General features: G+C 53.9%; 23 protein-coding genes. 13 read left to right on the forward strand and 10 right to left on the reverse strand.

Translation table 11 applies throughout. The features are described from left to right. The first annotated feature begins 461 nt into the window (after positions 1-461). Positions 462-1130, forward strand: a complete 669-nt coding sequence (gene lexA, locus R3C20_00915; protein ID MEZ6039034.1) for a transcriptional repressor LexA — start codon at positions 462-464, stop codon at positions 1128-1130. Between the two features lie 102 nt (positions 1131-1232). Here lexA and R3C20_00920 read toward each other — a convergent pair whose 3' ends face one another. The 3 genes from R3C20_00920 to R3C20_00930 form a co-directional block, all read right to left on the reverse strand. Then, positions 1233-2654, reverse strand: coding sequence for a sigma-54 dependent transcriptional regulator (locus R3C20_00920; protein MEZ6039035.1), 1422 nt, complete (start codon positions 2652-2654; stop codon positions 1233-1235). Positions 2655-3378: 724 nt separating this feature from the next. Then, the gene (locus tag R3C20_00925) at positions 3379-4146 is read right to left on the reverse strand and encodes a hypothetical protein (GenBank protein ID MEZ6039036.1); all 768 of its coding nucleotides are present in this window, start codon (positions 4144-4146) and stop codon (positions 3379-3381) included. A 392-nt stretch (positions 4147-4538) separates the two neighbouring features. After that, positions 4539-5978 (reverse strand): DUF1501 domain-containing protein, encoded by a 1440-nt coding sequence (locus R3C20_00930; protein MEZ6039037.1) that lies wholly within the window; start codon positions 5976-5978, stop codon positions 4539-4541. Between the two features lie 241 nt (positions 5979-6219). Between R3C20_00930 and R3C20_00935 the strand changes: the two genes are divergently transcribed. Then, positions 6220-6576, forward strand: a complete 357-nt coding sequence (locus tag R3C20_00935) for a DMT family protein (protein MEZ6039038.1) — start codon at positions 6220-6222, stop codon at positions 6574-6576. 80 nt (positions 6577-6656) lie between these two features. On the opposite strand, the gene R3C20_00940 is transcribed toward R3C20_00935, so the two are convergent. Next, complete coding sequence (locus R3C20_00940) at positions 6657-7916, reverse strand: PQQ-binding-like beta-propeller repeat protein (protein ID MEZ6039039.1); 1260 nt, start codon at positions 7914-7916, stop codon at positions 6657-6659. Between the two features lie 311 nt (positions 7917-8227). Between R3C20_00940 and R3C20_00945 the strand changes: the two genes are divergently transcribed. Next, the gene (locus tag R3C20_00945) at positions 8228-8755 is read left to right on the forward strand and encodes a hypothetical protein (GenBank protein ID MEZ6039040.1); all 528 of its coding nucleotides are present in this window, start codon (positions 8228-8230) and stop codon (positions 8753-8755) included. Positions 8756-8769: 14 nt separating this feature from the next. Beyond that, on the forward strand, positions 8770-10617 hold the full coding sequence (locus R3C20_00950) for a DEAD/DEAH box helicase (protein ID MEZ6039041.1): 1848 nt from the start codon (positions 8770-8772) through the stop codon (positions 10615-10617). A gap of 244 nt (positions 10618-10861) precedes the next feature. Here the strand turns inward: R3C20_00950 and R3C20_00955 are convergent, their stop codons facing one another. From R3C20_00955 to R3C20_00970, 4 genes are all read right to left on the reverse strand, one after another. Beyond that, positions 10862-13822 (reverse strand): c-type cytochrome, encoded by a 2961-nt coding sequence (locus R3C20_00955; GenBank protein MEZ6039042.1) that lies wholly within the window; start codon positions 13820-13822, stop codon positions 10862-10864. A 102-nt stretch (positions 13823-13924) separates the two neighbouring features. Beyond that, positions 13925-14215, reverse strand: coding sequence for a hypothetical protein (locus tag R3C20_00960; protein MEZ6039043.1), 291 nt, complete (start codon positions 14213-14215; stop codon positions 13925-13927). Positions 14216-14406: 191 nt separating this feature from the next. After that, on the reverse strand, positions 14407-14784 hold the full coding sequence (locus tag R3C20_00965) for a GxxExxY protein (protein ID MEZ6039044.1): 378 nt from the start codon (positions 14782-14784) through the stop codon (positions 14407-14409). A gap of 340 nt (positions 14785-15124) precedes the next feature. Next, a complete protein-coding gene (locus R3C20_00970) occupies positions 15125-15343 on the reverse strand; it encodes a hypothetical protein (GenBank protein MEZ6039045.1) in 219 nt (72 codons plus the stop codon). Between R3C20_00970 and R3C20_00975 the strand changes: the two genes are divergently transcribed. The 7 genes from R3C20_00975 to R3C20_01005 all read left to right on the forward strand — a co-directional run bounded on the left by R3C20_00975 (position 15321) and on the right by R3C20_01005 (position 20942). Then, positions 15321-15806: a hypothetical protein gene (locus R3C20_00975; protein ID MEZ6039046.1), complete on the forward strand. Its 486-nt coding sequence runs from the start codon at positions 15321-15323 to the stop codon at positions 15804-15806. The genes R3C20_00970 and R3C20_00975 overlap by 23 nt on opposite strands. Positions 15807-16526: 720 nt before the next feature. Then, positions 16527-17165 carry a DUF1559 domain-containing protein gene (locus tag R3C20_00980; protein ID MEZ6039047.1) on the forward strand — a complete coding sequence of 213 codons (639 nt, stop codon included), beginning with the start codon at positions 16527-16529 and terminating at the stop codon, positions 17163-17165. 187 nt (positions 17166-17352) lie between these two features. Further along, complete coding sequence (locus R3C20_00985; protein MEZ6039048.1) at positions 17353-17514, forward strand: hypothetical protein; 162 nt, start codon at positions 17353-17355, stop codon at positions 17512-17514. 612 nt (positions 17515-18126) lie between these two features. Next, the gene (locus R3C20_00990) at positions 18127-18513 is read left to right on the forward strand and encodes a hypothetical protein (protein ID MEZ6039049.1); all 387 of its coding nucleotides are present in this window, start codon (positions 18127-18129) and stop codon (positions 18511-18513) included. Positions 18514-18596: 83 nt separating this feature from the next. Continuing rightward, positions 18597-19493 carry a DUF1559 domain-containing protein gene (locus tag R3C20_00995; GenBank protein MEZ6039050.1) on the forward strand — a complete coding sequence of 299 codons (897 nt, stop codon included), beginning with the start codon at positions 18597-18599 and terminating at the stop codon, positions 19491-19493. 141 nt (positions 19494-19634) lie between these two features. Beyond that, positions 19635-20348, forward strand: coding sequence for a hypothetical protein (locus R3C20_01000; GenBank protein ID MEZ6039051.1), 714 nt, complete (start codon positions 19635-19637; stop codon positions 20346-20348). A gap of 174 nt (positions 20349-20522) precedes the next feature. After that, on the forward strand, positions 20523-20942 hold the full coding sequence (locus tag R3C20_01005) for a hypothetical protein (GenBank protein MEZ6039052.1): 420 nt from the start codon (positions 20523-20525) through the stop codon (positions 20940-20942). Between the two features lie 47 nt (positions 20943-20989). On the opposite strand, the gene R3C20_01010 is transcribed toward R3C20_01005, so the two are convergent. After that, positions 20990-21115: a hypothetical protein gene (locus R3C20_01010; GenBank protein MEZ6039053.1), complete on the reverse strand. Its 126-nt coding sequence runs from the start codon at positions 21113-21115 to the stop codon at positions 20990-20992. 266 nt (positions 21116-21381) lie between these two features. Here R3C20_01010 and R3C20_01015 point away from each other — a divergent pair, with 266 nt between their 5' ends. Together R3C20_01015 and R3C20_01020 are read left to right on the forward strand one after the other, a co-directional pair. Next, positions 21382-22494, forward strand: a complete 1113-nt coding sequence (locus R3C20_01015) for a type IV toxin-antitoxin system AbiEi family antitoxin (protein ID MEZ6039054.1) — start codon at positions 21382-21384, stop codon at positions 22492-22494. Further along, positions 22491-23273 carry a nucleotidyl transferase AbiEii/AbiGii toxin family protein gene (locus tag R3C20_01020; protein ID MEZ6039055.1) on the forward strand — a complete coding sequence of 261 codons (783 nt, stop codon included), beginning with the start codon at positions 22491-22493 and terminating at the stop codon, positions 23271-23273. The genes R3C20_01015 and R3C20_01020 overlap by 4 nt, the downstream gene beginning before the upstream one ends. An 804-nt stretch (positions 23274-24077) precedes the next feature. Here R3C20_01020 and R3C20_01025 read toward each other — a convergent pair. Continuing rightward, complete coding sequence (locus tag R3C20_01025; protein MEZ6039056.1) at positions 24078-25511, reverse strand: DUF1501 domain-containing protein; 1434 nt, start codon at positions 25509-25511, stop codon at positions 24078-24080. Positions 25512-25761: the final 250 nt, after the last annotated feature.

Raw genomic sequence — 25761 nt, forward strand, 5'->3', positions numbered from 1 at the left:
CAGATTTCCGCCCAGTCTGGGGCTGGCTTCCGTCCGTGGATGGGCCGGTTGGCTCGGCATCCGCCAGATCTCCGTGGCATCAGACTGGAAAATGAATGTGAGTTTCATTCACAAAAGGCGTGATTCTGTGTCGCCCCGCGGAGCAATGACTGCGGGCTGAAAAATGCCCCTCAGTCGAGCCGGGATGATGGGCTTTCCTGGTGATGAAACAGCCCTCGAAATCTCGGAGAAGTGCGGGATTTCCCTGCGCAACGGCTGCGAAAGATCGGGAATGAGGGGGGAAATTCAGAGGAACACATGGAAGAAGCTAACGGAGGTGGTACAGTACATTTGTCACCCCTAGATTCACCCGCCGTGCCCTGCTGGTCCCTCCTCATGGTTGCCATCCCTTCTCAGGCGACCCCCGCGATTACGGATACGCAGACCGTATCCGATTGGCATTCAAGAACGAAGGTATTGGAATGATTGGTAACTCCAAAAAACCATCTCTCACCCGTCGGCAACGCGAGATCTATGAATTTCTTCGCGACAAGATTGTCAATCGCGGCTATGGCCCGACAGTTCGCGAAATCGGCGTCCACTTTAATATTCGATCACCCAACGGAGTCATGTGCCACCTGAAGGCTCTTGAGCGGAAGGGATTAATCAGCCGCGAACAGAATATGTCTCGTGCGATTCAGCTCGCTGATGCGCCTCAGAATCGGTTGAGCGTTTCGCTGATTGGTACAGCGATCGCCGGTCGCCCCATTCAGGCATCAGTTTCTTCGGACGAATCGGTTTCATTTGGAAGTGTGTTTGATGGCAATGACATTTGTTGCCTGCGAATCGAGGGGCATGCATTTTCGCCATTGAATATTTCAGACGGCGACTACCTGATCATCAACCGCGAAGCACCAATTCAGTCAGGTTGTACGGTCGTTGCCCTGGACGATCGACACAGTGTGGTGCTGTGCAATGTGCAGGAAGGCAGCAATCAGCTTGTGCCGGCAATTCCCGGCGCTTACGCCACCATTACACGACAGGTATTGGGGGTTGTTTCGGGGGTTGTTCGGCGATTCAAAGTCCCGCAGAAGCCGGAACCCGTCGCACCTCCAGAACCACAGGTCATCCCGCCGGCCCCTTCTGTGTAGCGAGACTACCCCGATCTCGGGTGTTGGGTAACGGAGTCAGATACTGTGAAGCGGTGGAAAGCCTGGATTTCTTCGATCGCTCTTAGGGGTGAGCGGGGAAATTCAACTGGCATCTCGAGAGTTTTGCATCTGCATTTGATTCAGGCGGTTATAGAGCGTTTTCAGGGCAATCCCGAGTTCTTTAGCGGCCCTGGGTTTATCGCCGTCATACTTATCCAGTGCTCGGAGAATCATTTGAGATTCCATATCTCGCAGCGTGATCGGGGCTCCTTCAGGCACAGAAATAGAGTTGGTGTTCTGCGAAGGTTCGGCGGCAGAGACGGTGCCCGTTTGGTGTCGCATGACGCTGCGAGGCAGATCTTCCGGCGTGATTTGTTTTCCTTCCGCCAGGATGAGTGCGTGTTCGAGTACGTTGGAGAGTTCTCGCACGTTTCCTGACCATTGATGCGATTGCAGAATCCTGATTGTTTCCGGTGCCAGAATGTCATCTGGCGCAGTGTCCCGTTTCATGTGCCGTGCCAGCAGGTGTTTTGACAGGCGAGGAATATCGTCCAGTCGTTCCCGAAGCGGTGGCAAATGGATCTCGAAGGTATTGACCCTGAAGAACAGGTCTTCGCGGAACGCCCCTTCTGCCACCATCTGTTCCAACTCCCGGTTGGTCGCACAGACGATTCGGACGTCAACATGAATCGGCTCATTTTCACCGACTCGTCGAACCTCGCCTGACTCAAGAAACCTGAGCAGTTTCACCTGCATCGACTTGTCGAGTTCTCCGAGTTCGTCCAGGAACAGAGTTCCGCCGTTGGCCATTTCGAACAGTCCGGTTCGAGCTGTTTCTGCTCCCGTAAAGGCTCCTTTGCGATGGCCGAAGAACTCACTTTCCACCAGATTGTCGGGCAGAGCGCCACAGTTGACAGGTACAAACGGTTCTTTGGAACGGTCGCTGAGTTCATGAATTCGGCGAGCCACCATTTCTTTCCCTGTGCCTGTTTCGCCGAGAATCAGGACCGCAGAATCGGTGGGGGCGATTTTCTCGATGAGCTTATGCACGCGCATCATGGGGCCGGATTCACCGACCAGTTGAGATCGGCCTTCGACTCGCTCCAGCATACATTCCAGAGCGGCTGCCTTATTCTGAAGCGCTTTCTTGTCGCCGATTCGATCAAGCACGCTTGAGATTTCGAACAAAGAAACCGGTTTCGGCAGGAAGTCGTAGGCGCCCATCCGGATTCCACGGATGGCATCGTCCATGCTTCCGTGGCCCGTGCTGATGACCACGTCGGTTTCCGGGGAGTAGTTTCGAAGGTGGTCGATCACGTCCCAGCCGCTTCCGCCCGGCATGCGAAGGTCGACAATTGCGGCATCGAACGAGTTTGCCTGAATGGCCTCGATAGCCGAACTGGCTGTTTGCCGGATCGTGGCCGTATGCCCCATCCGTGGCAATTCGGACCGCATCATGTCGGCAATAGACTGTTCATCGTCGACGAACAGGACACGCAGATGATGTTTCTTTTTCGTACTCACAGCCTGCTCCGTGGCCGCAGCGACTGGCGTCCTGCCAGAATATCGTGCGAGATGGAACCGTTTCGGGCCAGTATTGACAGAAAGTCATCCGGACTGCGAAACGATTGAGAGAGAGGAATTTTCAAAGTGGACCGCCATAGCCTACGCAGCTGGTGCTTCAGCTTGAAGACGGTGGGTTGAGGAAACGTTTGATATCAGAAAGCCGGAATCTGAGCAACGGCCATTTTTGCCGATGTGATTGCCGAATGGTTCCTCATTTTGCGTATTTTCCCTGACATCATCGGAGCATCATTGTTTTTTCCGGCTGGCTGAACTGGTCGCTCGAGATCGATTCGAACGGATCACCGCGAAGGTGGCCACTGGTAAGTTTCAGATCCCTGACAGGAACGCTGAATTGTTCCGGAAGCTGATGGATTTTGGGAACGGTTCGTGAGCACTGAATGAAAAGATCAGGATTGCGGCAAGCTGGTTTCTGCTGTCGACACCGGAATGGCTCGGTTTCCAGGGAACGGGTGGCTGCCATCTGTCAGAACAAACACGCTCGCGTGGCTGTCATTGCGACGGGGCAAGTTCTGCAGCGTAAGTGCTGCGGGGCAAGTCGATGATTTGTCACTGACACGGTCGCCGGCTGGCGTTTTTTGCACCACGGATTTCCGTATCCATCGATGCGAGCCATGATCCCGGAAGAAAATGTCTGCCGCCAAGAACAAGCCGTAACCCAAAACTAGAGCGGTTGGTCGAGCATGGCTTCGATCATCAGTGTTTTTTCTGCCGTGAATGTTTGATCGCACAGTTGCATTGTAAAATTCGATGGAAGCGGGTCTCCTGCCAGACTTACTCCGATCGATTGGAAACCGTCCACGATTTCCGCATCATTCCAGGCATCATTGATCAGGATGAATGACAGTGTTGTTCTGCCAGACTCCTTTTCGAGGCGGACAGAGGCACCGTCGCCCCCGAAAAATCCCAGAGTCTTCAGAGCATCCGCCAGTTCCTGAGCATCTTCTTCGGTGGCATTGCCACGATAGTAGACTTCATCATTGCCTGCGGTGAGAACGTTCCCGAATGACGGTTCCATCAGCAGGAGGCCGCCAATTAACAAGGGCAGGCACATCAATCCAATACCTGCTGAACGCCAACCTGATACGAGTTCTCCGCCCCTGGCGACGTGCTCCTCAACCAATCTGCCCTGCAATTTTTTTGCGACGGCACTGACGATCAACAGTTGAGGAACGTAAAACACCGCGTTCGGGATCTTGTCCAGAATTTCGTCGGGGATCGCGAACACCAGGCCCAACAGAACGATCGACGCTGCGACTCCCCCGGCGATCGCTTTCCAGACATTCTCACCGCGTCCAGCACGTGCATAGTTCAACGCCATCACGATGCCAGCGGCAAGCGGTGCCCCCAGAAATGTGGCCCAGACGACACCTCCGGGTGAGTGCAGTTTGTATGTCGGTGCTGTAGCCTGAGTATCCGTCTGAACAGTCATGAGTTCTCTCGATAAAATGGCGTCTGAGCAAATGAATTTGATGCGATGCTTCGACCGATCTCACTGCCGGTCGCAGGCAGGGCCTTCGTTTGACGAGCGGGGGATAAATCACTTTCCCTGCAGACGAGAACGGAATGGGCACTCAGATCGGACGTAAAATGGCAGAATTCATCAGGCCAGGTGGAAAGTCCTCCGGCGGCGGGTCTGCATCTCTGGTGCAGGTACGCGAGAAGTCAGGCGACCGTGAACGGTGAGGTGTCAGCAGATTTTGTTCGCGTTTCCGAGGCTAACAGTCCGTTCAAAAAAACAGGACAGGCACGCAGTTGACTGGAAACCATCGTGTTTTCTGGTCTCCTGTTCGAGCCAGTCCCGTTCTTCAACAGGCTGCCAGGCTAGACAAACAGTTCCATGACGGGCTCACCGCCAGGGACAATTGGAGTTGGTCGGCCGGTTGCGTCCGGAATTCGCAATTCATGGGAGATTCCCATTGCGTGATAGATTGTCGCTGCCAGACTTTCCGGGCTGACGGGTGTTGTTGTGGCATACGCGGCATCGGCGTCCGTTTGACCGTGAACGTATCCACGTCGGATGCCTCCACCAGCCAGCACGGCCGGGAACAGTGTACTCCAGTGATCTCGTCCCCAGTTCGCGTTTGCTTTTGGAGTTCGGCCCATTTCGCCCATACAGACAACCATCGTTTCGTTGAGCATTCCGCGTTCATCGAGATCTGAAATCAGTGTGCTGAGAGCCTGATCCAGAGTTGGGAGCAAATGATTTTTGACATCTGTACTATTCTGGTGTGAATCCCAGCTGTAGCCATCGATGCAATCATAGTGGACCGTCACAAACCGAGTCCCGGCTTCGACCATTCGTCGAGCCATCAGTGCTGACTGGCCGAACAGGTGCCGTCCATACCTGTCCCGCAGCGATGGAGATTCCAGTTTCAAATCCATCGCACGACGGGTCGCTTCCGACGTGACCAGAGATAAGGCTCGCTGTTGGAACTGATCGTACTCATCCACGCTGCTGGCCGACAGGCGTCGTCGAGCGTCATCAAACTGTTCCAGCAGTGATCGCCTCTGGTTCAGGCGGCTTGAGTTCAGTGACTCGTTCTTTATCAGCCCGTCGATTTGAAACGTAAGTTCTTCGTCTGTGCAGTCTCGCCAATACGGATTATCTTTGGGGGCTCGCTTATCGATACGCGTGGTCAGCGGGTCATAGCCGCGTCCCAGCCACCCGGCTGTTTCACCCGGACGTTTGAGAAGCACTTTGTAGTCCTGGAGTCTTCCCAGTGAATTCGGGAGCACGACGTAGTTGGGTAAGGTTAATCCGGTGGATGCATCGCTTCGCATTGCGTAGTCAACCACCGAGCCAATGGCTGGCCAGTCTTTTTCGGTCACATTGAAACCTGCACCGATTGGAACGTGCCAGCGCTGGCCGGTTTGGATGTAATGGCCGCCTCCGCTGTGATCGTTGAAACTGTGGCTCATGGTACGGATGATTGAGCATCGATCAACGACCATGGCGGTTCGTGGAAGGTGTTCGCAGATGTTCAGTTCGGGGATTCGAGTTGCGATTGGCTTGAAGGGGCCGCGAATTGTGTCCGGAGCCAACGGCTTCATATCGAAAGTTTCGAGCTGGCTGGGTCCACCAAACAGAAACAGGAAAATCACGGACTTTGCTCGTTGCGGGATGCGTAGTCCCTCTTCCTCAGCCTGCAGAACCTGGGGTAAATTCAGGCCAAGCAGCCCTGCTCCGCCCGCCTGCAGAATTCGCCTCCGTGAAACCCCGGAAGTCGTGGCCCGCGTTGTTTCTGATCGGCATTGTCTCACGGTCGCAACCCTCCGGCAGGTGAGATCACAGGTTCACTGAAAGAGACAATCATCTCGCTGATTTACCTCGTGATGAAGTCAAGTGACAGGTCACTTCGAAGCGACAGGTCATTTCAAGACGGAATCAGGTGGTGCTTCTTATAACGGAATTCGCAAGAATTCCCAGGCATCGGTTGTGTCCCGCAGTTCCAGCCACAGTTTCAGGATGGACTGCCATCTAAAATCTTTCTCTGGACGGTTTATGTCTCGAATTCTGCTGACGATTGGCCTGCTGACATGCAGCAACATCTTCATGACGTTTGCCTGGTACGGACATTTGAAGAACATGGCCCACCGTCATTGGGTTGTTGCTGCTCTTATCAGCTGGGGAATTGCATTGTTCGAATACCTGATACAGGTTCCGGCGAATCGCATCGGGCATCAGGAACTGAATGTCGGCCAGCTGAAAATCATCCAGGAAGTGATCACGCTCTCTGTGTTCGTTCCTTTTGCATGGATTTACCTGAAGGAAAAGCCAACGCTCGACTATCTCTGGGCGGGCATCTGCCTGCTCGGCGCGCTATTCTTTGTGTTCAGGCAAAAGCTAATGGCGGGGTAATGCTCTTGGGGATCGGCACGAATATTTTGTTGCCGGGATCCCCGGTGACTGATGTCCGTCTGTTAAATCTGTTCATGCTCTCAGTCTGAGCTCTGCTGCTCCCCGGGGAGTTTAACGCACTTCAGGGTTCCGCCTGCGTTTCGAGCAAACAGGTATCCATTGGCAAGAGCAGGCGCTGTCCAGCATCGGCCGCTGAGCAACTCGGACCTTGCCAGCTCAGTGAAGCCTTTTTCTGATTGTTCTGCCAGAACCAACGCTCCTTTCTCACTCAAAACAATCAGTTTTCCATCCGCTGCAATGAGCGAACCACAACCCAGGCCTCGCTGTTTCCATGCAAGTTCGCCGGTACTGAACTGGATGCAGTTGAGCGTAGCGTTCCGTCCGTTGTGAGAATTGCCGTCAATCCCGTAAATCCAGCCGTCCAGCAGGACGCTGTTGTTGAAATGGTTCCGCATATTCTTGTTGCTGTAGATCCGCTTCAGGGATTTCCCATCGAACTCAAAAAGCCCGCATCCGACGTCGTAACCGGTCGAAATGAAGATCTGGTTTCCCTGAATAATTGGCGTGGTGGAGTTTGTCTCGTAGGGAGATTTCCATTCCGCAAAGGCTAACTCTTCGCCCGTTTCTGACGAGCTGACTCGAAGGCCATCGCAATCGAGTGATGCCAGCAGAATTTGTCCGTCGTATTCGAAGGTGGCAACTGACCCGTATCCCGCGGCATGGCGATCGGACTGCCAGAGCTTCTGCCCATTCCTTTTGTTGAATGAGACGATGCGCCCGCCTTCCAGAAGAACCTGGTTGTTCAGGATCAAAGGTGAGGAACTGAATCCCCATTCCGGTACTTTAACGTCGAGCTCTTTCTGAAGTTCAACATGCCATTGAATCGTGCCGTCTGTCTTATGAAGACAATAGAACTGGCCTTCCTTTCCAATGGTGTAGACGAAGTCTCCGTCGACGGTTGGTGTTGAACAGGGTCCACCTTCATGCAGATTCGGCAGAAGCTGGCTTTTGTAACGATGGGTCCACAGAACCTGGCCGTCGCTGGCATTCAGGCACCAGACGATTTCTTCCCCGTCGAGATGCCCCATTGCGTAGACTCGACCATCAACGATGGCCATCGAACTGAAACCGGTTCCGATTTCGCAGCTCCATTCAGCCGTTAATCCTTCAGGCGGCCACGAACGGAGGATGCCTTTCTCTGCAGAGATCCCGTCACGGTTCTTGCCGTTCCAGTGGGGCCAGTCGTCGCCCATCGTCAGAGAACTGCACAGTATGCACCCAAGCACAGTCAGGAGTGTGAGCTGGTAAGGCGGGAATTTGAACCCACAGGAACGAATCATCGGATTCCTCCGTTAGAACGGCAGACGACCAAACAGCAGTGACGCGAATCAAGCGAAGCATATGGAATCGTGTCGGCAATACACCCCTACGCCGATCAAAATGATCTGACGGCAAACTTCGGACGTTTGCCCAGTCCGATCTTCACGGAGGCTGAACCGCTAAAGCCAGCGTGATCATTTCGACGATCAACCTCAGGCGTGTGCCTTCCTTTCAACATGAATAACACTCAAAGCAGACACGCTGCAAATCGGCAATTGCTGCCGATTGTAAACGAATCACTCAATGTTGCTCCCTTAGAAAGTAGCACTGGATGTCCGGTCCATCGAAGACAGATCAGCTTCGACTTGGCTTTCTCGAAACCATGGAGGTTGAAGGGAGAGGTACCGTTGGCGGATTATTGATCACAAATCAGAACGGTCGGCCACTCGAGTTTCAATGTACGACACCGGTCAAGCCAAATCGCACTCAGGAAATCCTCTATGGCGCAACACTGCGACCGTGGCTTCTGGGCGAATTGATTGGCAGCACGCTCATCGAACGCGTTGCGATCAAGCCGGACTTCATTGTCACCAGTGACCCGAATATTCTGGAACTTCGAAACCACACGTCAATTCCTGTGGCCTGCACTGATGATCAGACCGGTACTTCGACGGCTCAGTCACCGTCGGCGTTAAAGGTTGGGACAAAACGTCTGCGGTTTCATGACTCCCATGCAGGCGATGCCGGTTCCGTCGAAAAACGCTGTCATCTGATCCCCGATCAGGCCGATCTGGGCGAACCGCTCGAACGTGTACGCGAGGCCCTCGCAGAAACAGTGAAGACCGTTTTTTCACGCTGACAGGAGGGAACACGATGATCGGTGAATCCCTTGCCAGCGCGACTTCTGACAGCAAACCGAAGACGACACAAATTGACCTCACACCTCGGGCTGGTGTGGCTCAGACAGGATTTAATCCGGCTCTGACGCGGCTGCCCTGCCCTGATGCTCATCCCGTGGCACTCATAGAAAAGCCACAGTTTGTGCCTTCATGGAAACCAAGACGCATTCCGATCAAATGCATTGGCCTGACTCTGCCGGAAGGTGTTGAATTCATTCCGCCGAAGGAGGCCAAAACCACAGTTGCCGATGGTCACGAGCTGAAGACGATTCAGCCACCGGTACACGCCGCTCAGGAAGAGCCTTCGGAAGTGGCTGACAAGTCACCTCGCAAACTGACTCGTATCAAGCCGCCTCCCAACGCACTGTCGCTGCAGGATCGACTTTTTTATCTGCTTCAGCCACCGCTGGAAACCTGGCTGGCCGGGCAGGAACTGATCATGCCGTTTGAGCCGTTTGCCTATCAGTACGAAGGCATCGCCTGGCTCTTTGCGCGGCACTCGGCACTTCTGGCCGACGAAATGGGTCTGGGCAAGACAATGCAGACGATCACGGGGATACGTCTGCTTCTGCGGAGTGGTCAGGTCCGGCGCATCCTGCTGGTGTGCCCGAAGCCGCTGATTCCCAACTGGCAGCGCGAATTCAAAACATGGGCGGAAGAGCTTCCTATCGTCACGATTGAAGGCAGTGGGGCTCGCCGCAAAATGCTCTGGACCATGCCGGGCGTACCAATTCTGATCTGCAACTACGAAGCGATGACGCGCGATCTCGCCGAGATGACGCCGGAGGAAGCACCAAAGTTCGATCTGCTGGTTCTGGACGAAGCCCAGCGAATCAAGAATCGCGATTCGAGAACTGCAGAAACGGCCCGCGCGATAAAACGTCGCCGAAGCTGGGCATTGACTGGTACCCCAATCGAAAATCGTCCGGAAGAGCTTGGGGCGTTGTTCGAATTTATGGAAGTCATTCCTCCCCGTTCATCGCCGGACCTGCGACAGCTATCCAAACTGGCCAGCGAACATATCCTGCGCCGAACGAAAGATCTGGTGATGAAGGATATGCCTCCGCGAATTGATCGCGATGCCGAGCTGGATCTGACCGAGGCTCAGCAGTATGCCTACAAGACAGCGGAAAAAGAAGGTGTTATTCAGCTCAATGATCTCGGCGATTCCATCACTGTCCAGCATGTTTTTGAACTGGTGATGCGGCTGAAGCAGATCACCAACTATGATCCGCTGACGAATGAAAGCGCCAAACTGGAACGGCTTGTGGCGGACATGGAGGAGATCAGCGCGAGTGGAGGCAAGGCTATCCTTTTCAGCCAGTGGACGAAGACGATCGACTGGCTGGAACCACAGCTGCGACAGTTCGGTCCGCTGGTCTATCATGGCGGAGTCCCCACAGCGAAACGCGAGCCTATTCTGGCAGAGTTTAAGAATAATCCCGACAAGCACATTCTTCTGATGAGCTATGGCACCGGCGCCGTGGGACTGAATCTGCAGTTTGCACACTACGTATTTCTTTATGACCGGTGGTGGAATCCTGCCATTGAAGATCAGGCCATCAATCGAGCTCACCGCATCGGCGTGACCAGCCCGGTCATCGTGACTCGATTCATCTGCCGGAACACGATCGAAGAACGCATTGATCGAGTGCTCCGTGAGAAGCGTGAATTGTTTATGGCGGTTCTGGGGGATGGTGACAACGAAAACGTGTCGCTGAGTCTGAACGCTTCAGAAATCTTTGGTCTCTTCGACCTCAAAGCCCGCCACAAGGACGGCGGAGCACGTTCCATCGGCCCGGCCCGGCCTGACGCGGCCTGAAACACGGTATTCAGCAGAGCCCTTGTGCGCGGGAGACGTGGGTTCGACCCATCCATGGCGAGGTGAGCAGGTGTTTTGGCCTGTTCAAAGGTCATGTTGAAACCAGGACGGGTATTGTTTGAAAAGGTCGGGGCGACCGCCGTTTTCTTTCGTCGGCAGAAGCCAGCAGCGGATCGAAAGTTGTTCAGTTACGACGCGTGAAATGATAGGATATCCTGCGTCGCTGGCCGCTTTCGTTCCCTTACTATGGCTGCAACATGAGGAAGCCGAAAAGGTCGCGGACTTCATCCGGTGTGAGTTTGTCGAGGGCTCCGTCGGGCATCAGGGATTTACCCGTATTCCGGGTTTCCTCGACATCATTTCGCGCGATTGTCAGCTGGTCTTTGTCCGTCTGGATCACCAGGACCTGATCGGTTTCAGATACAATAACGCCGGTCAGCACGCGACCGTCCTTTAATGCGACCACGGACGTTGTGAATTGTCTGGGGACAACGGCACTCGGATCAATAATGTTCATCAGAAGATATTCAAGATTGCTGCGGTTGGCGCCGGTCAGGTCAGGTCCGATTCTCTGCCCTTCACCGAAGAGCTTGTGACATGCGGCGCAGTTCTTCCTGAAGAGTTCCGCGCCGTTATCCAGATTTGGCGTTGCGAGAGTCTCACTTGTCAACACCTTCTGCCACTTTTCGATCGCCGCTTTGCGGGCTTCCGGTGTTTCCTGAACGACACCCCAGCGGGCTTCGAGAACACTGCGAATATGTTCGTCGTTGAATGTTAAAAGCTGCCGCACCTGAGCAGCCGTCAACTCTCTGGCATCGAAGCGTCCTGCTTCCACAGCAGCAATCAGTTCATCGGCCCATGTCCTGCGGCTGGCCATCGTGTCAATCGCGAGCCCGCGATTACCGTCCTTGAATCCTCCCATGCGATTCAGGAGTTGCTTTGCTGTGTCGGAATGGTCGAAGTTGGCCAATGCTGTGATAACAGTGCCGTAGACTGCCCGATCCCCCAACAGATTGAAGAAAACGGGAATCGAATCTCTGTCCCTGGCCTGAGCCAGAGACTTAATAGCCTGATCACGAGCGACGTAGTCCTGATTACTGTCGCCCGCCAGCGTGCGCAACTCAGCGACGGCCGTTCCGTCACCGAACAGCAGGGCGATCGCATCCGTTTCACGGATGACACTGGAATTTGTCGACTTGCGGAGTGATGCTTCAATTGTCGGCCATTCTTTGGGGGGATTGACTCGAGCAAGACCTGCCAGACCGGATCGAAACGCCCTCAGAAGGCTCGCCACAGTTTGCGGTTGCTCGGCAGCCACACCTTCAGCGACGAATTCGAGTGCTTTCATAGCGACAGCTGGTTTCGACTGCAAATCGCATGCAACGCGGCGGATCGCCAGCTCCCTGAGTTTTCCTGACCCATTCAGGAGTCGGATAGACATTCCATCCGCGACCGCCGGTTCAATTCCGTACCAAGTCATCTGCGTGAGTTTCGTATCGGTGTCGATGGTTTGCAGGTTGTCATGGTTGCCGAGAATACGAACGGCCAGGCTATGGCGGTTCAATCGAGACATCCTTTGCAGGATGGAAACCAACGACAGCAGGACTGGTGCTTCCTGTTGTCGAATTGCAAGTGAATCCAGAGTCGCAAAGTGCTGGGTCAGGCGTTCCGGTGTCGAAGCTGCCAACTGAATCGCCTGTGCAACAACCAGAGGTTCAGTCGAGTTCAACGCTGCTTCGATTTGCTTTGTGGTGTTGCCGTTAAATGCTTCGGTAAACAACAGGCGGAGCGAAGTTTCGCAACTGACACTTGACGCAAGGGATTGACCAGAGAGCTCACCGTCGGAAACCATTTCCTGCCGAACTCGGCGAGCGTGCCGTCCAAACCAGTCTGGCCTGTTGATCCAGTCAGGGTTCAGGAATTCAACGCGATTTCCGGCAGTCAGGGTTAGTCTCTGTGCCTCGCTCAGTTTTGGAGTCCCATAAGCAATTCGGTAGATTCGTCCGCTGGTTCGGTGAATTCCGTCGTGGTCGTGGCATTCTCCGTTGTCCGACCAGTCAGCGACATACATGGCACCCTCCGGCCCCATCTTGATATCGACGCCCCGGAACCAGGGATTCTTCACGAGCATGAAGTCCGGTTCGCTCTTTCCAACGTAGCCGCTGCCCTGACGTTCCAGTCGATTCACGTTGATGCGGCGTCCGTGCGTGTTGCACATGAAGATCTTCCCGAAATACTCTTTCGGAAAGTTGTCACCCTGATAGATCAACGCGCCGACGTGTGAGTGTCCGCCGCCCAGATCGTTGGCAACCCCGTCGCGGCTTTCATTCCATTTCTTTGTTGTATCCCAGTGATAGTGGTCGGCCGTCATGTCCATCAGTTCAAAACTGTAGGGATTGAAGTCCTGACCATACATGCGTTGATATCGCGCGCCGGGAATGACGTGCCAGAGATGTCCCTGAACATTATTGGTCATGAAGAACTGACCATCTTCGTTGTAGTCCAGTCCCCATGGATTGGTTGTGCCGTGGCAGACCACTTCAATCATGTGCTTCGTCGGGTGATACCGCCAAATGCCGCAGTTCATGAAGGGACGTTCTTCCTTCGGTGTTCCGGGGACTCCGGGATAAGACGTGTCGACGATTCCGTGTCGTCCGTAGAGCCATCCATCAGGGCCCCAAATCAGGCCGCTCACAAAATTGTGACCGCAGTCCTTGCTCCAGCCGTCCAGCATCACAACGGGATCGCCATCCGGCACATCGTCACCATTCCTGTCCGGAATGAAGGACAGAGTACCATCGTGAAGAACCCACAGACCGCCAAAGCCCCACGTGAGACTGGTCAGCATGAAGCCCTTGTCCCAGAAGACCTTTCGAGAGTCATGTTTACCGTCACCGTCGGTGTCTTCCAGAATGATGACTCGGTCACGAAGTTTCGTTTCGTAGGGACCACCGCTGTAGGTGTAATTCTCCGCAACCCAGAGACGTCCCCTGTCATCGAAGTCCATGCAGATCGGTTGCTGCACATCGGGCTCGCCAGCGAACAGAGTTACATTGAATCCAGACGGCACGTCAATCAGCTTCACCATCTCTTCAGGTGATGGTGGATTGGAATCGGCCGGATCGGTATTGAAAGCTTCGGGGAATTCGTCTGCGACTAAAACGGGCAATTGCCAAAGAGCAACGACAAATAGGGACGTTATCATTCGAACCATTGTCATCATTCGAACCATTGTCCGCTGAGTAGGCTTAGCTACGTGAATCATACAGCAATCACCCTGTAAAGACTGATTATTCCGGAATGCAGGTCAATTCTGGCGTTCGGCAACCAAAACCGCAAACCGATGGAGGCCAGCCAATGCAACTTCCAGACCAACGCCATCTGTCAGATCGACGTCGTAGAGCGTCTGAGTCGTCAGGCCATCCGTATCCGGCGATACTGTCAAAGTCAGCAATCGACGGAGCCGAAACATCCACCAGCCCAGCGGCTGCAGCCAGACGGTGCTCGCAATGCTGCGTCCCAGAGCATCATAGCGAGTCGTTGTTTCCTGCAGTGTCTTCGCGTCGTCAGGATTGAGCAGACTGCTGTGAGTCGCCAAACCCGCAGTTCCAGCCGTATGACGACCAATCCGCCGTTGTCCACAGGTCAGAACAGGAACCGATTCATTAGATTCTCAAATAAACGGTTCCTGACACCGTTTCCATCTCTGACACCGTTTCCATCTCCCTGACACCGTTTCCATCTCTACTTTTTCTCATCGAGAGTCATGAGTCTGAAGCGATCCGATCATCAATTCACGACGCGTTTGATGCCGTTCTTCAGCAATTCTTCGCCAAAGTTGATCAGCAATCCCAGCCGGCAGTGGGTGAGTTTCAGGTAGGTCAGCAGTTGCTTTCCATGAACCGGGGCGAGTTTCTCGACTGACTTCACCTCGACAAGGAAGCAACCATTGACGACCAGGTCTGCACGAAATCCGATCTCAAACCGCACCCCTTCGAATTCGACAGAAATCGCTTTTTCACGCTCGACCTGATAGCCGCGTTCCTTCAGTTTGTGCTCAAGCAGGACCGTGTAGACCGATTCGAGCAGCCCCGGCCCCAATGCCATGTGGAGCTTCATGGCGGAATCCACAACGTCAGTGGCAATCCGTTCCAGTTCGTCGTTCATCGTAATTCTCCGATCGAAGAGTGGCTCACACGAAGGCACAAAGGCACCAAGATTGCCTGTGAAAACGCAGGACGTGATTCCTCACCCTTTGTGTCTTCGTGCCTTCGTGTGAGCATTCAGAACACTTCCCGATTCATCATTCAGCGAATCGATTCGGCTTCGAGGATGCCCATCGTCTCCGCTGAGTGAGCTTGTCGCAGCAACTCCGCCGCCTTGTCGTTCATTGTAATTCTCCGATTGAAGAGCGGCTCACACGAAGGCACAAAGGCACCAAGATTGCCTGTGAAAACGCAGGACGTGATTCCACACACTTTGTGTCTTCGTGCCTTCGTGTGAGCATTCAGAACACTTCCCGATTCATCATTCGGCGAATCGTGTGGGCTTCCGGGATGACAGAGTTGCGATAGATTGATTCGGCTTCGTCGTGATTCCCTTGACCAGGCAACTGATCCGCAATCTTGCTTTCCATGACCGCTTTCTCGCGGACGTCGCCGAGCCGCTCGTAGACGGGCAGTTCTTCCATGGCGTATGTCGACATGAACCCGATTCGAGCGGGCATCGCGAAGACTCCCGAGCAAAGCGACTTCACCAGCGTGAAGGAACGCATCGACGATCGAGCCACCGCAGCAGAGGTCGCAACTGCGGATGCTCAGGATGTTCGCATCGAACATGGACCCAAGGCCGGATGGCTTGCGCCAGTTGCTCTTGATCCGCCGAGAAAGAGAGTTCGCGAAAAGCCGAACGCTCGCCGAGCCAGCAACAAAGGCTGTCTGTCGATGACTTTGGATGAGTACCTCGAATTGCTCGACTGGACCGGCCGTCAGCTGAAATCCGGCAAGTCCGGCTCCATCCCGGCAACTGCGCTGCCGATCCTCGAACGCCTCGAAGTCAGCCCCGAAACCTGGCTCGACCTCATCAAGAACTTCCGCAAACGATTTCGTTCAGAAGCCGGCCTGCCAAAGACTCGCCAGTCATTCCGAAGCAACCGACGCCAGTCCAGAGTCACCACCGAATCCACGTGACTCAACACCCACCGTAACGCATCCCCAATCACGCCGGTGATTTAGGATCAAAGGTGGATGGCACTTATGTTGCCAGCTTCGCACGGACGCTCAAGACTGACCGGTCACCCGATCCGCCCCTCCGCTGAAGGCCGAAGTAGTTGGCTAAACCTTCTTCGTAAGATCCTTTCATCCTCTATTCCAAGCCGGTTTTATCCCGGCACACCCTGACAGCTTTTAGCGTTCCCTGTCAATATTGTCTCTTCATCTAATTCAGAATCCGATTAGAAGAAGACCTTGACAAACGAAACTACCCCTACACACTACACACTACACACTACACACTACAGGCGATTGTGAAATGCGACTGCGAAAGAAGCCAATTGTTGTCCCTCAAGCGCTCCGGAATAACGATTGTCGAGCTTTTAGTCGTCCTGGCGATCATCGGCATTCTGCTTGCGATCGTCATTCCAGCCGTTCAAGCCGCCCGCGAACGATCACGACAACAAGAGTGTGCAAACCAGCAACGCCAAATTGGGGTGGCGTTATTGAACTATGAATCGATCCATGGTCACTTTCCTGCGATGGACCACGGGAAGGAGCTTCTCGGCTCGTGGATTGTGGCAATTCTGCCGCATTTGGATCAACAGGCACTTTATGACCAATTCGTCGATGCCTGTGACGGGTCAATTCGTGTGCGAAGGTTTTGGCTTCCGCGCGGCTCAGGAGAAGGTGCGTTGGATGACGCCTGCTGGATTTCACTGCCCCTCAGACCCAGCTCCCGCTCGCTGGCAAAACAGCTACCCCAGCACTGCGGGGACATGGGCGGGGATTCGTCAGGACGATGGCATGTTTCGCTATGCCCACGCCGCGTACGTGGGATACCGGCTGGGCCCGGTGCGCGTGCAGGATGTGAAGGATGGTTTGTCAAACACAGTGGCCGTCAGTGAATGGCTCCACAGGTGGGAAGATGAGCGAGCCAGGCGCACAGTCGATACGTACCGTCGATTGATATGGAAGTTGCCAAAGCTGTTTGGTCGCGGTGCAGACATTGATTCGTTGGCAGACGTATGCCGACAAGTCCCCCCGGTCAATCCGGAGCGGTACGGATGGCAAAACAATGGAGGGTTGTCTCACGAATGGTTTACGGGCGGAGTCACCGTTTCATCATACGTCCACGTGATGCCCCCGAACACAGCCAGTTGTGAAGCGGTCACGCTGGGGATTGGCAGCATTCTGGCAACAGCCGGGAGCTATCATCGGATGGGAGTGAATGGCTTGTTTGCTGATGGACACGTGCAGTTCATCAGTGATGCCATCGATCTGAACGTTTGGCGAGCCATGGGGACTCGCGACAATGGAGATGTGGTAAGTTTTTAACGGGAGATTTGCGATGAAAATAAGGTTGTTGATCTTGGCATTGGTGTTTGGGTTCTGTTCGAGCGGTTTTGCGGGGTACACCATGGGGCACCCCAACACAAAAATCTATAGAATGCAAAGCACTGGAACTGGAAACAAAGACCCATATGTCACTGTAGCATATCGGCTCAAGCGAAAAGACAATGGAATGATAATCAGCACTGGCTATTACTCGGATGAATTCACGGGGTGGATGGTCTCGTTGAATTACTCGTCCATTGGCCTGGATATTGGAGTAGACGCAGATCTTCTGGAAAGTGGTACTGTTCAGGTTCACAAAGATGTGACAACTGCGTTGTACGAAGATTGACCTGACTTCTTGACGTGTACTCTTTCAGGCCGGGTACGAGATTGAAATGCGTCCGGGAGGGATTTGTCGTGAGTTTCAAGTGGAAAATGCTCCCGGGCGTTGTAGCTCTGACAATCGTAAGTTGCATTCAGGGCTGCAGCAGGAATACCCAACAGTGACGTATCCACCCGTGGGAGTTACGTTTCCGAATCCAGATCTTTCCGTCGATCTAAACGGTATGGATTTTCAACAGAAGGCGCCTGTGAACCTCGCGTCGATTGACATTCCTCGGAAGGAAGCGGAATTGCAGTTTTCTGTGACGTTGACGGGAAACCTCAATCGCTGTACCCTGGGCTCGACGTTTATTTCGAAAATGCAAACCACCAGGTGGTCGTGGGCTGTGGCGGTGTGCTTCTCCACGACAAGGAGAACGATTCCTATTCAGGAAGCGTCAGCATGCTTGGGCCCGCCACACCGGGAAACTACCAAATCTCAGTCAGGATTCTGGATGTGATTTCTGCCGAGGATGAAGAACGATGGAAAGTCGTTGGGACCTCGAAGGCCAAAGTCCATTGATAAATCTGCAAGCACAACCTATTTCTTTAGGCAATAGACGACGAAGGTCGCCAGTCAGTGTTCGCCTTCGTAATGTCCGCTTTGAACGTATTGCAAACCAGCCGCCTGTGTCTCGTTGCGGGCTCGAGCATTGAAGCCGGGCACTACCTAATTGACCACATGCAGATCGGCACATCTTCATCAGAGGCGTATCGGTACAAGTTTTATCGAGAAGTCTTTGTTGACGACATGCCAAGTTGGTCACCTGTGGCCACATGGGATTATTCACTTACGGGATCGATACCAGAGTTCAGTTACTATGAGTACGATGTCTCGGGTACTCTGGGCCCAGGTGGCGGAAATCAGTATTCAAACGTATTGATCGAAATCTTAGATCTCAACAATAATGTGGTGGTGACTGATTCGAATTCCGACGGATCTATAGTTCCCACGTGGGTTCCGTAATTGAAGGGAACGCGGCAATGGAATGTTCGCCGAGAAGACCACTTAAGAGGGTCACGCGAAGTGGAATAAGCCTAATTGAACTCATGGTCGTTATCGGAGTCATCGGCCTGCTTCTTGCAATTCTCCTACCAGCTCTTGGAAGCGCGAGAGAGTCGGCTCGGCGAACATCATGCATGAATAATTTGCGTCAGGCGGGGGCTGCCGTGGCGAATTTTTCAGAAGCCTACGGCGCATTTCCGACAGGTCGGCAAAGTGGCCTGTCAGGGCCGGCTCTCTTGCTGCCATACTTGGAGCACCGAGAATTGTTTGAGTTGCTTATCAAGGGACAACGTGGCGGGACACCCCTCATCTCATCATTATGTTGTCCATCAGATCCAGAGATTTGGGCGAATAATTCCGCTGGCGAAGGGGATAGCTCGTATCTCTTCTGTAACGGAACCAAATTCCCAACGAATCCCCTGCTGGAAGGATTGAACGGATTTGTTTCCAATGGATTAAAGCATACGCGCCCTTCAGATATCACGGATGGTCTTTCTAACACTGTTGCGATGTCAGAGCGCCGCTCCCTGCCGAGAGACTACCAAACGGACGTACCGGTAGACTCTCCTCAGGCCGTTCAATACCTCTGGTGGACCGACAATCGGTTCCATTTACCGGGGCAAGAAGACAATGCGGCCCAGCAGGCGAAATCAAACCGTCGAACCAATTCACCAAGACTGTGGACCACCCTTTGCGCTTCTTATGTGCCTTTCGTTCAGTATGACCATATCCTTCCACCAAACGTGCCTGGGTCTCACAATGGACCGGAAGACATGGACAGTACGAGATACAGTTACGTGAGTTTGGTACCTGCATCCAGCTTACACAAGGGCGGAATCAACTCCCTATTTGTAGACGGGAGCGTGCGGTTTCATTCATCGGATGTGGACTTAAGCGTTTGGCGGGCGCTTGGAAGTCGAAACGGTGGCGAGACATATTGAGCCAATGGACGAATCAGATTCAGACCCCTCAAAAATCTCTGAGGCGTGGACGCGATGAATACCCGGACCAAAGTATCAGCTGGTTTACTCTGTTTCGCAGCAGTCTGTTTCTTAGCTTATCTGAAGTTTTTGAAGCCCACCGTGGACTCAGCTCCACCGAATGATTTCTGCGATGTTCAGCTGCTCTTGAATCATGACGGAAGCGAATTGCCATTTCAAAGCGAACTGGGGAAGAACGCTGGTTTCTACTTCACCACGGTCTTCAACAAGAAGCCAGATTATCCAATGGAGTTGGGCGAATCGCTGGTTGAGCCATACGAAATGTGGCAGACAGTGGGACTGCTCACACCTCGTACGCGTTGGCCATCAAGACTGATTAACGGTGAAGGCATTCGATTTACAGTGCAACACTATCCCGAGGACTTTCATAAATTCACGAACAAGAAAAAAGCTAGTTCACCCGGCAGTCCGAAACAGCGGATGGTGGTGCTTGGGGGGCAGGTCTTGAGCCGAAGAGAAGCTGGGTACATCGGGCATCCAGATCGACCAAAACATGTTCCGCAAGACACTCGGTGTGCTTTTGGATTCGTTTCACTTCCAGCCGAAGCGGAAATTGGGGATGAATTCGTGTTGGAGGTCTTTCTTCTGCCCACTGCTCATCAAATATCGGCATGCGCTCAGTGGTCGGTCCTGAAATACTCATGTGGCGAGGACTCGTCACCTGCAATGCAAGCTCGTGATTTTCTTCACGGCGTGTGTGTGTGCCCACGAGGCGTTTGGTGTCGATACAATTTCGGTAAGAGCGGAAACATAGGTGCCATCCACCTGTTTGACGAAAGCGGTTGCTGTCATTAGAGTTCGGGCGAGATTGAATCGCGTTTAGTTGCCAAATTCACATCGTCTGCGACTTCGGTCAGCATGCCACGAGGGGGGGCGTTGTGATTGGGTTTGAAGATGGACACGCCGAACTTAGAACCGTGCCACAATTCGAGTTGGTTCACTCATGGGTTGCCCATCAGGGATCAAAAGGTGGATGGCACTTATGTTGCCACCGCAGAGGTCGCAACTACGGATGCTCGGGATGTTCGCATCGAACATGGACCCAAGGCCAGATGGCTTGCACCTGTTGCTCCTGATCCGCCGAGAAAGAAAGTTCGCGAAAAGCCGAACGCTCGCCGAGCCAGCAACAAGGGCTGTCTGTCGATGACTTTGGACGAGTACCTGGAACTGCTCGACTGGACCGGCCGTCAGTTGAAATCCGGCAAGACGGGTTCTATTCCGGCTTCTGCCCTGCCAATCCTCGAACGACTCGAAGTCAGCCCCGAAACCTGGCTCGACCTCATCAAGAACTTCCGCCAACGATTCCGTTCAGAAGCCGGTCTGCCAAAGACTCGCCAGTCATTCCGAAGCAACCGACGCCAGCCCAGAGTCACCCCCGAATCCGCGTGACTCAACACCCACCGACACGCATCCTCAATCACGCCAGTGGGTTCGGATCAAAAGGTGGATGGCACTGATGCCTTCGGATCGGCGTCCAGCCAGAAGATGAGCGTGCGTTTTCGGACTTCGTCCTGCAGGAGGTCGAGCAGATATGTTGAAGCGGGTGGAAATACGAGGGTCATGCGGGCCACTTGAAGCGGAAAAGGCACCGGAAATTGGTGAATTGTGTGTGCGAGTTGTAGCGAAGGCGGTCTTCACATGCGACGTACTCCGGTCGGCCCTGGATCTCACCCTGCGGGAGCAGGGCTGAGACGAGCGTTCGACCTCGTTCCGTCACTCGTTCAAAATACCCCCAAATAATCATCGAAAAAAACCAAAAATAATGTAGACTTTCACTGAAACGTTAACTTTCACTGCATCGTGAAATACGACTCATCAGTAAAAGATGGTGGCTCTCATCGCAAATCTACACATTCTCTTGCAGGAAATCCTTGAGACGGAAGCGCAGCTCAGCGGCGTCCATACTGTACCGGCTGCGCACTCGGATGGACATTCCTTTGATTTCCTGTTGACGGCCGAAACGCCAACAGGTTCAAGATACTCTTTTGCCATTGAAGAGCGACAGTCACTGACACCAAAGGCGGCAGAATCGCTTTTTCATCGCATGGCTGAACTTGCCCCGGATCTGGTTCCCCTGGTGTTTTGTCCCGTTATCACGCCACGTGTTGCCGACCTGGCTCGGGCCTCTGGCATTTCATGGTGCGACTCTGCGGGAAACTGCCGGATCCAGCAGACGGATCCGCCACTTCTGATTGTTCGTCAGGGATTCAAGCCTGTCGCTCAGGATATCTCCACCGGAATCGATCCATTTTCGGTGAAATCAAGTCGCATTGTCCGTGCTTTGCTTTCCTATCCTGAACGCGACTGGTCCGTACAAGAACTGGTTGATCATCCGGACGTTCAGGTCAGCCTGGGGCTTGTCTCGAAGGTTCGCAAGACTCTGACCAAAGATGCTTACATCGCCGACAACGTTCGAGGAACGCAAGTTCGCGATCCTGCCGGGCTGTTGAAGGCATGGTCAGTTGCCTATCGTGGGCCTTCATCGCGACACATGTACTTTGCCTTGGGCGAACCTGCAGAGATTGAGTTGCGGTTCCTGGAGTGGTGCCGTCAGAATAGTCTGACAGCGACGCTGTCTGGTTTCTCGGCTGCGTGGAAGATAGCTCCGATGGTCAAGACCCCGGTCGTCACGGCCTACGTGGATCCGATGCCTTCTCTGACGGGGCTCACCGATCAGCTTGCCGCTGAAACCGGAATCACTCGCGTGGAGAGCGGAGCCAATCTGATTCTTTGGGAACCGTATGACACTTCCGTGTTTGCGGACAGGCGTTTCTCCGTAGATACCCGTCTGTCGTGGACATCGCCAATCCAGACGTGGCTCGACTTGATGCAGCTCAAGGGGCGGGGACAAGATGCAGCGGACGATGTTTATCAACGGTTGATTAAACCCACTTTCGAACAGCAGTCGGACAACTCAACCAACAGGGACATCGTCGCATGAATGTCAGCCGCGAAGACGAGGCACGTTCCGTACTGGTTGAGACACTCAATGTGCTTGGAGCATTCCGCGAACAGTTGGTTGTGGTCGGAGGCTGGGTCCCCGACCTGCTGTATCCGGGCAAACAGCATGTCGGCTCAATCGACGTGGATCTGGCCGTGACACCTGATGCACTGGCCAACGACGCCTACTCCACCATTCGTGCCCGAATGAGCGATGCAGGCTTTCAGCATCATTCTCCGCCGACACATTTCACTCGAGTTGCTGGTCAGCATGAGATCAAAGTGGATTTGATCACCGGGCAGTATCAGACCGGACAGAAAGTCACAGCGATTCTGGTCAACGAACTCAAGATCAATACCCTGCGCGGCCTCGACTTGGCCTTTGAGTACTCGGAGGTCATTGAAATCACAGGCCGGATGCCGAATGGTGCAATCAACACCGTGCAGGCTCGTGTTGTTTTGCCAGAAGCATTTGTGCTGATCAAGGCATTTGCCATGAACGATCGGCTCAAAGCCAAAGACGCCTACGACGTTTACTTCGTTGCCTCGCAGTATCCTGGTGGTCCACAACAACTGGGAACTCGAATTGCCGCCATGCTGCCGAACGGACTGGTTGAAGAGGCGATCCAGATCCTGCGAAGCAAGTTCGCACAACTCGACTCCATCGGGCCGGTTCAGGTTGCGGAAGTGCAGGAGCAACAGGGCTTCGATGCGGCCCAATCACAGCAAGCGGCGTATCAGTATTTGCGAAAGATGCTCACGTCGATGATTCAAGCATAGTTTCCACAACGAAAAGAAGCCCCGCATTGCGGCGCTTCTTTGCTGATGACAAACCCCACTGCCGAAGAACTCGCGAATCGCCTCCACTGTTCTTTTGATGGTCCTCACGACGATCAGGTAACCGCTGGATCCCCCAACGCGCGGAACACAATCCTCAATCGTTCTCGCCCCCCCGGGACGAGGCAGCCAGTGCTTGAAATAGCTTCGCACGTACCGACAGTCGCCGTTGAACTTCCGGGTCTCCGCGATAATTTTCGCAACTTCCGCTGGCGGAAGATTGAAGGGTGAAGCCGACGGACCACAGACGCTAAAAGGTGTCAGGAACCGTTGATTGACAAACGGGATGACAGGAAAATCGGGAACATTGTAACATTCTACTTTTTCCTGTTGCTTTGGCCGGCCTCGCGGTCGAAGCGAAGATTCAAGGCCGAGCATTGCAGCCGCTCGTGTCTGCCAGCGAGTGTCTCGAAATGCAGTGCCGCGAGGAAGGCTGTGTCGCAGGGCTCTGAGTTCGGCTTCGGCTTCAACCCACTCACTCTTTTGCACTGGTGAATTCACTGGACTCCAGAGTCTTTGGAATCTCGCTCGAGTTGGGTTCATGGAGCCTCTGCCATAACCGCCCTTCGGGCTTACAATTTCGACAACTGGCTCTAACTCTGGAAGACACTGCTCATCTGAACGTGCCTCCATTCAACGGATGCACCCTATGCAAATTCGCAATTGTCCTGGAAGTCTGTCCAGTCCATTGGAAGCTGAGCCCAGACGACGGATTTTGCAAGTCAGTATGCCGACTGGCAGCAGTTGTCAGCGAAGTTCCGGTAGCGGCGTGCCATCATCCAGCAGGTATTGTGGGCGGCCTTGCGGATCGGGGATGGTGATGTTGCGGGCGTCGATGCCCAGGTTGGCGTAAAGTGTTGCAAAGATGTCTTTGTAGTGCACTGGGCGTGATCGCACGTCGTCGCCAAGCCGATCGGTTTCGCCGATAACCTGACCGGTGCGTATTCCGCCGCCGGCGAGCAGAGCCGGGCCGACTCGCGGCCAGTGGTGACGTCCACCGGTCTTTGGGTCGATCCGTGGTGTGCGGCCAAATTCGCCCCAGACCACGATGCTCACGTCATCCAGTATCCCGCGTTCTTCCAGGTCTGTGACGAGTGCGTGCAGTCCGAAATCAACGATTGGCATCAGATTGCGCATGCGCGGAAAGTTATCGGAATGTGTATCGAAGTCACTGATTGAAACGCTGACACAACGGGCTCCAGCTTCAATCAGTCTGCGGGCAAGGAGGAACTTGCGTATCGAATCCGGACCTTCACTTGTGGTGGACTGACGACCGGCATCAGAAGCGGGTGCTGTATAGCGGGCCAGTGTTCGTGCGTCTTCGTTCTCAAGGTCCATGGCCCGTGCCAGCTGACCTGACATCAGGATTCCAACGGCCTGTTGCGTGAAACTATCCATAGCCTCCATAATTCCGGAAGCATCAACATCACGGCGCATTCGATCGAGGCTTGTGAGCAATGCCGTTCGATCATCCACACGCTCCACCGAAAGGTCTGCATCCAGCGTCAGTCGAATACTGTGTTCGTCACCCAGCCGCGAAAGCTCTCCCTTCATTCCGGGTTCGAGTTCGCGATGAAACATCTTCGAGATATCCGGACGGAATGGCTGCACTGAAGGACCCAGAAAACCCGGGCGGGCACTTCGACGAACGAGCGGTCTTCCCTGCATCAAATCAATAAAAGCCGGAGCCGGATCGTCCGATCGGCCTTTCAATTTTGAGATGACACAGCCAACCGCAGGACGACCTCCAAGAGACTGCAGGTCTTTGGCCCCATACCCGCTTTGACACTGAAATGCGTCATGCGCGCCGGCAGAACCGACCAGACTTCGAATGAATGCAAATCTGTGAGCGATCGAAGCTACTCGAGGCATCAGCTCTGTCACATTCAGCCCTGGCACTGTCGTTTCAAGTGAATCAAACTCGCCCCGAATTTCGACAGGTGCATGAGGCTTGGGGTCAATGGTATCCAGATGAGGCGGACCACCGTCCAAATGAATGTTGATGATCGACTTTCGGCTCGATTTCAGGCCAGATGATGCTTCTGCCTGAAGCAGACTCGATAGAGTCCAGCCTCCGAAGCCCATCGTTCCGATTCGGAGAGCGCTTCTGCGTGTGCGAAGAATTCGGCGGGCAGACAGGTTGGTCAGGATTGAATCCTGACGGACGGCTCTGGAGGTCATGGCTGTTTCCTGCTGCTGAGGCTCCGGATCCCACGAGTGAGTTGATGCATCGAACTGAACATTCTGGTCAGATCACATCAGAAAGAACAACCCGAAACAGGAAATCCACGTTGTCCAAAGCATCCATACTCATTGCCGATCCTGCCCGCGATCCAGCATCCATTCAGACAGGGCCGGAATTCAAAAATCAGAGCCCATTTTCGATTTGGAAATGAATTCCTGTCGGAATGCTGTGAATCGGGCGCAGTCC

The sequence above is a fragment of the Planctomycetaceae bacterium genome, from assembly GCA_041398825.1.
Lineage (GTDB): Bacteria > Planctomycetota > Planctomycetia > Planctomycetales > Planctomycetaceae > F1-80-MAGs062.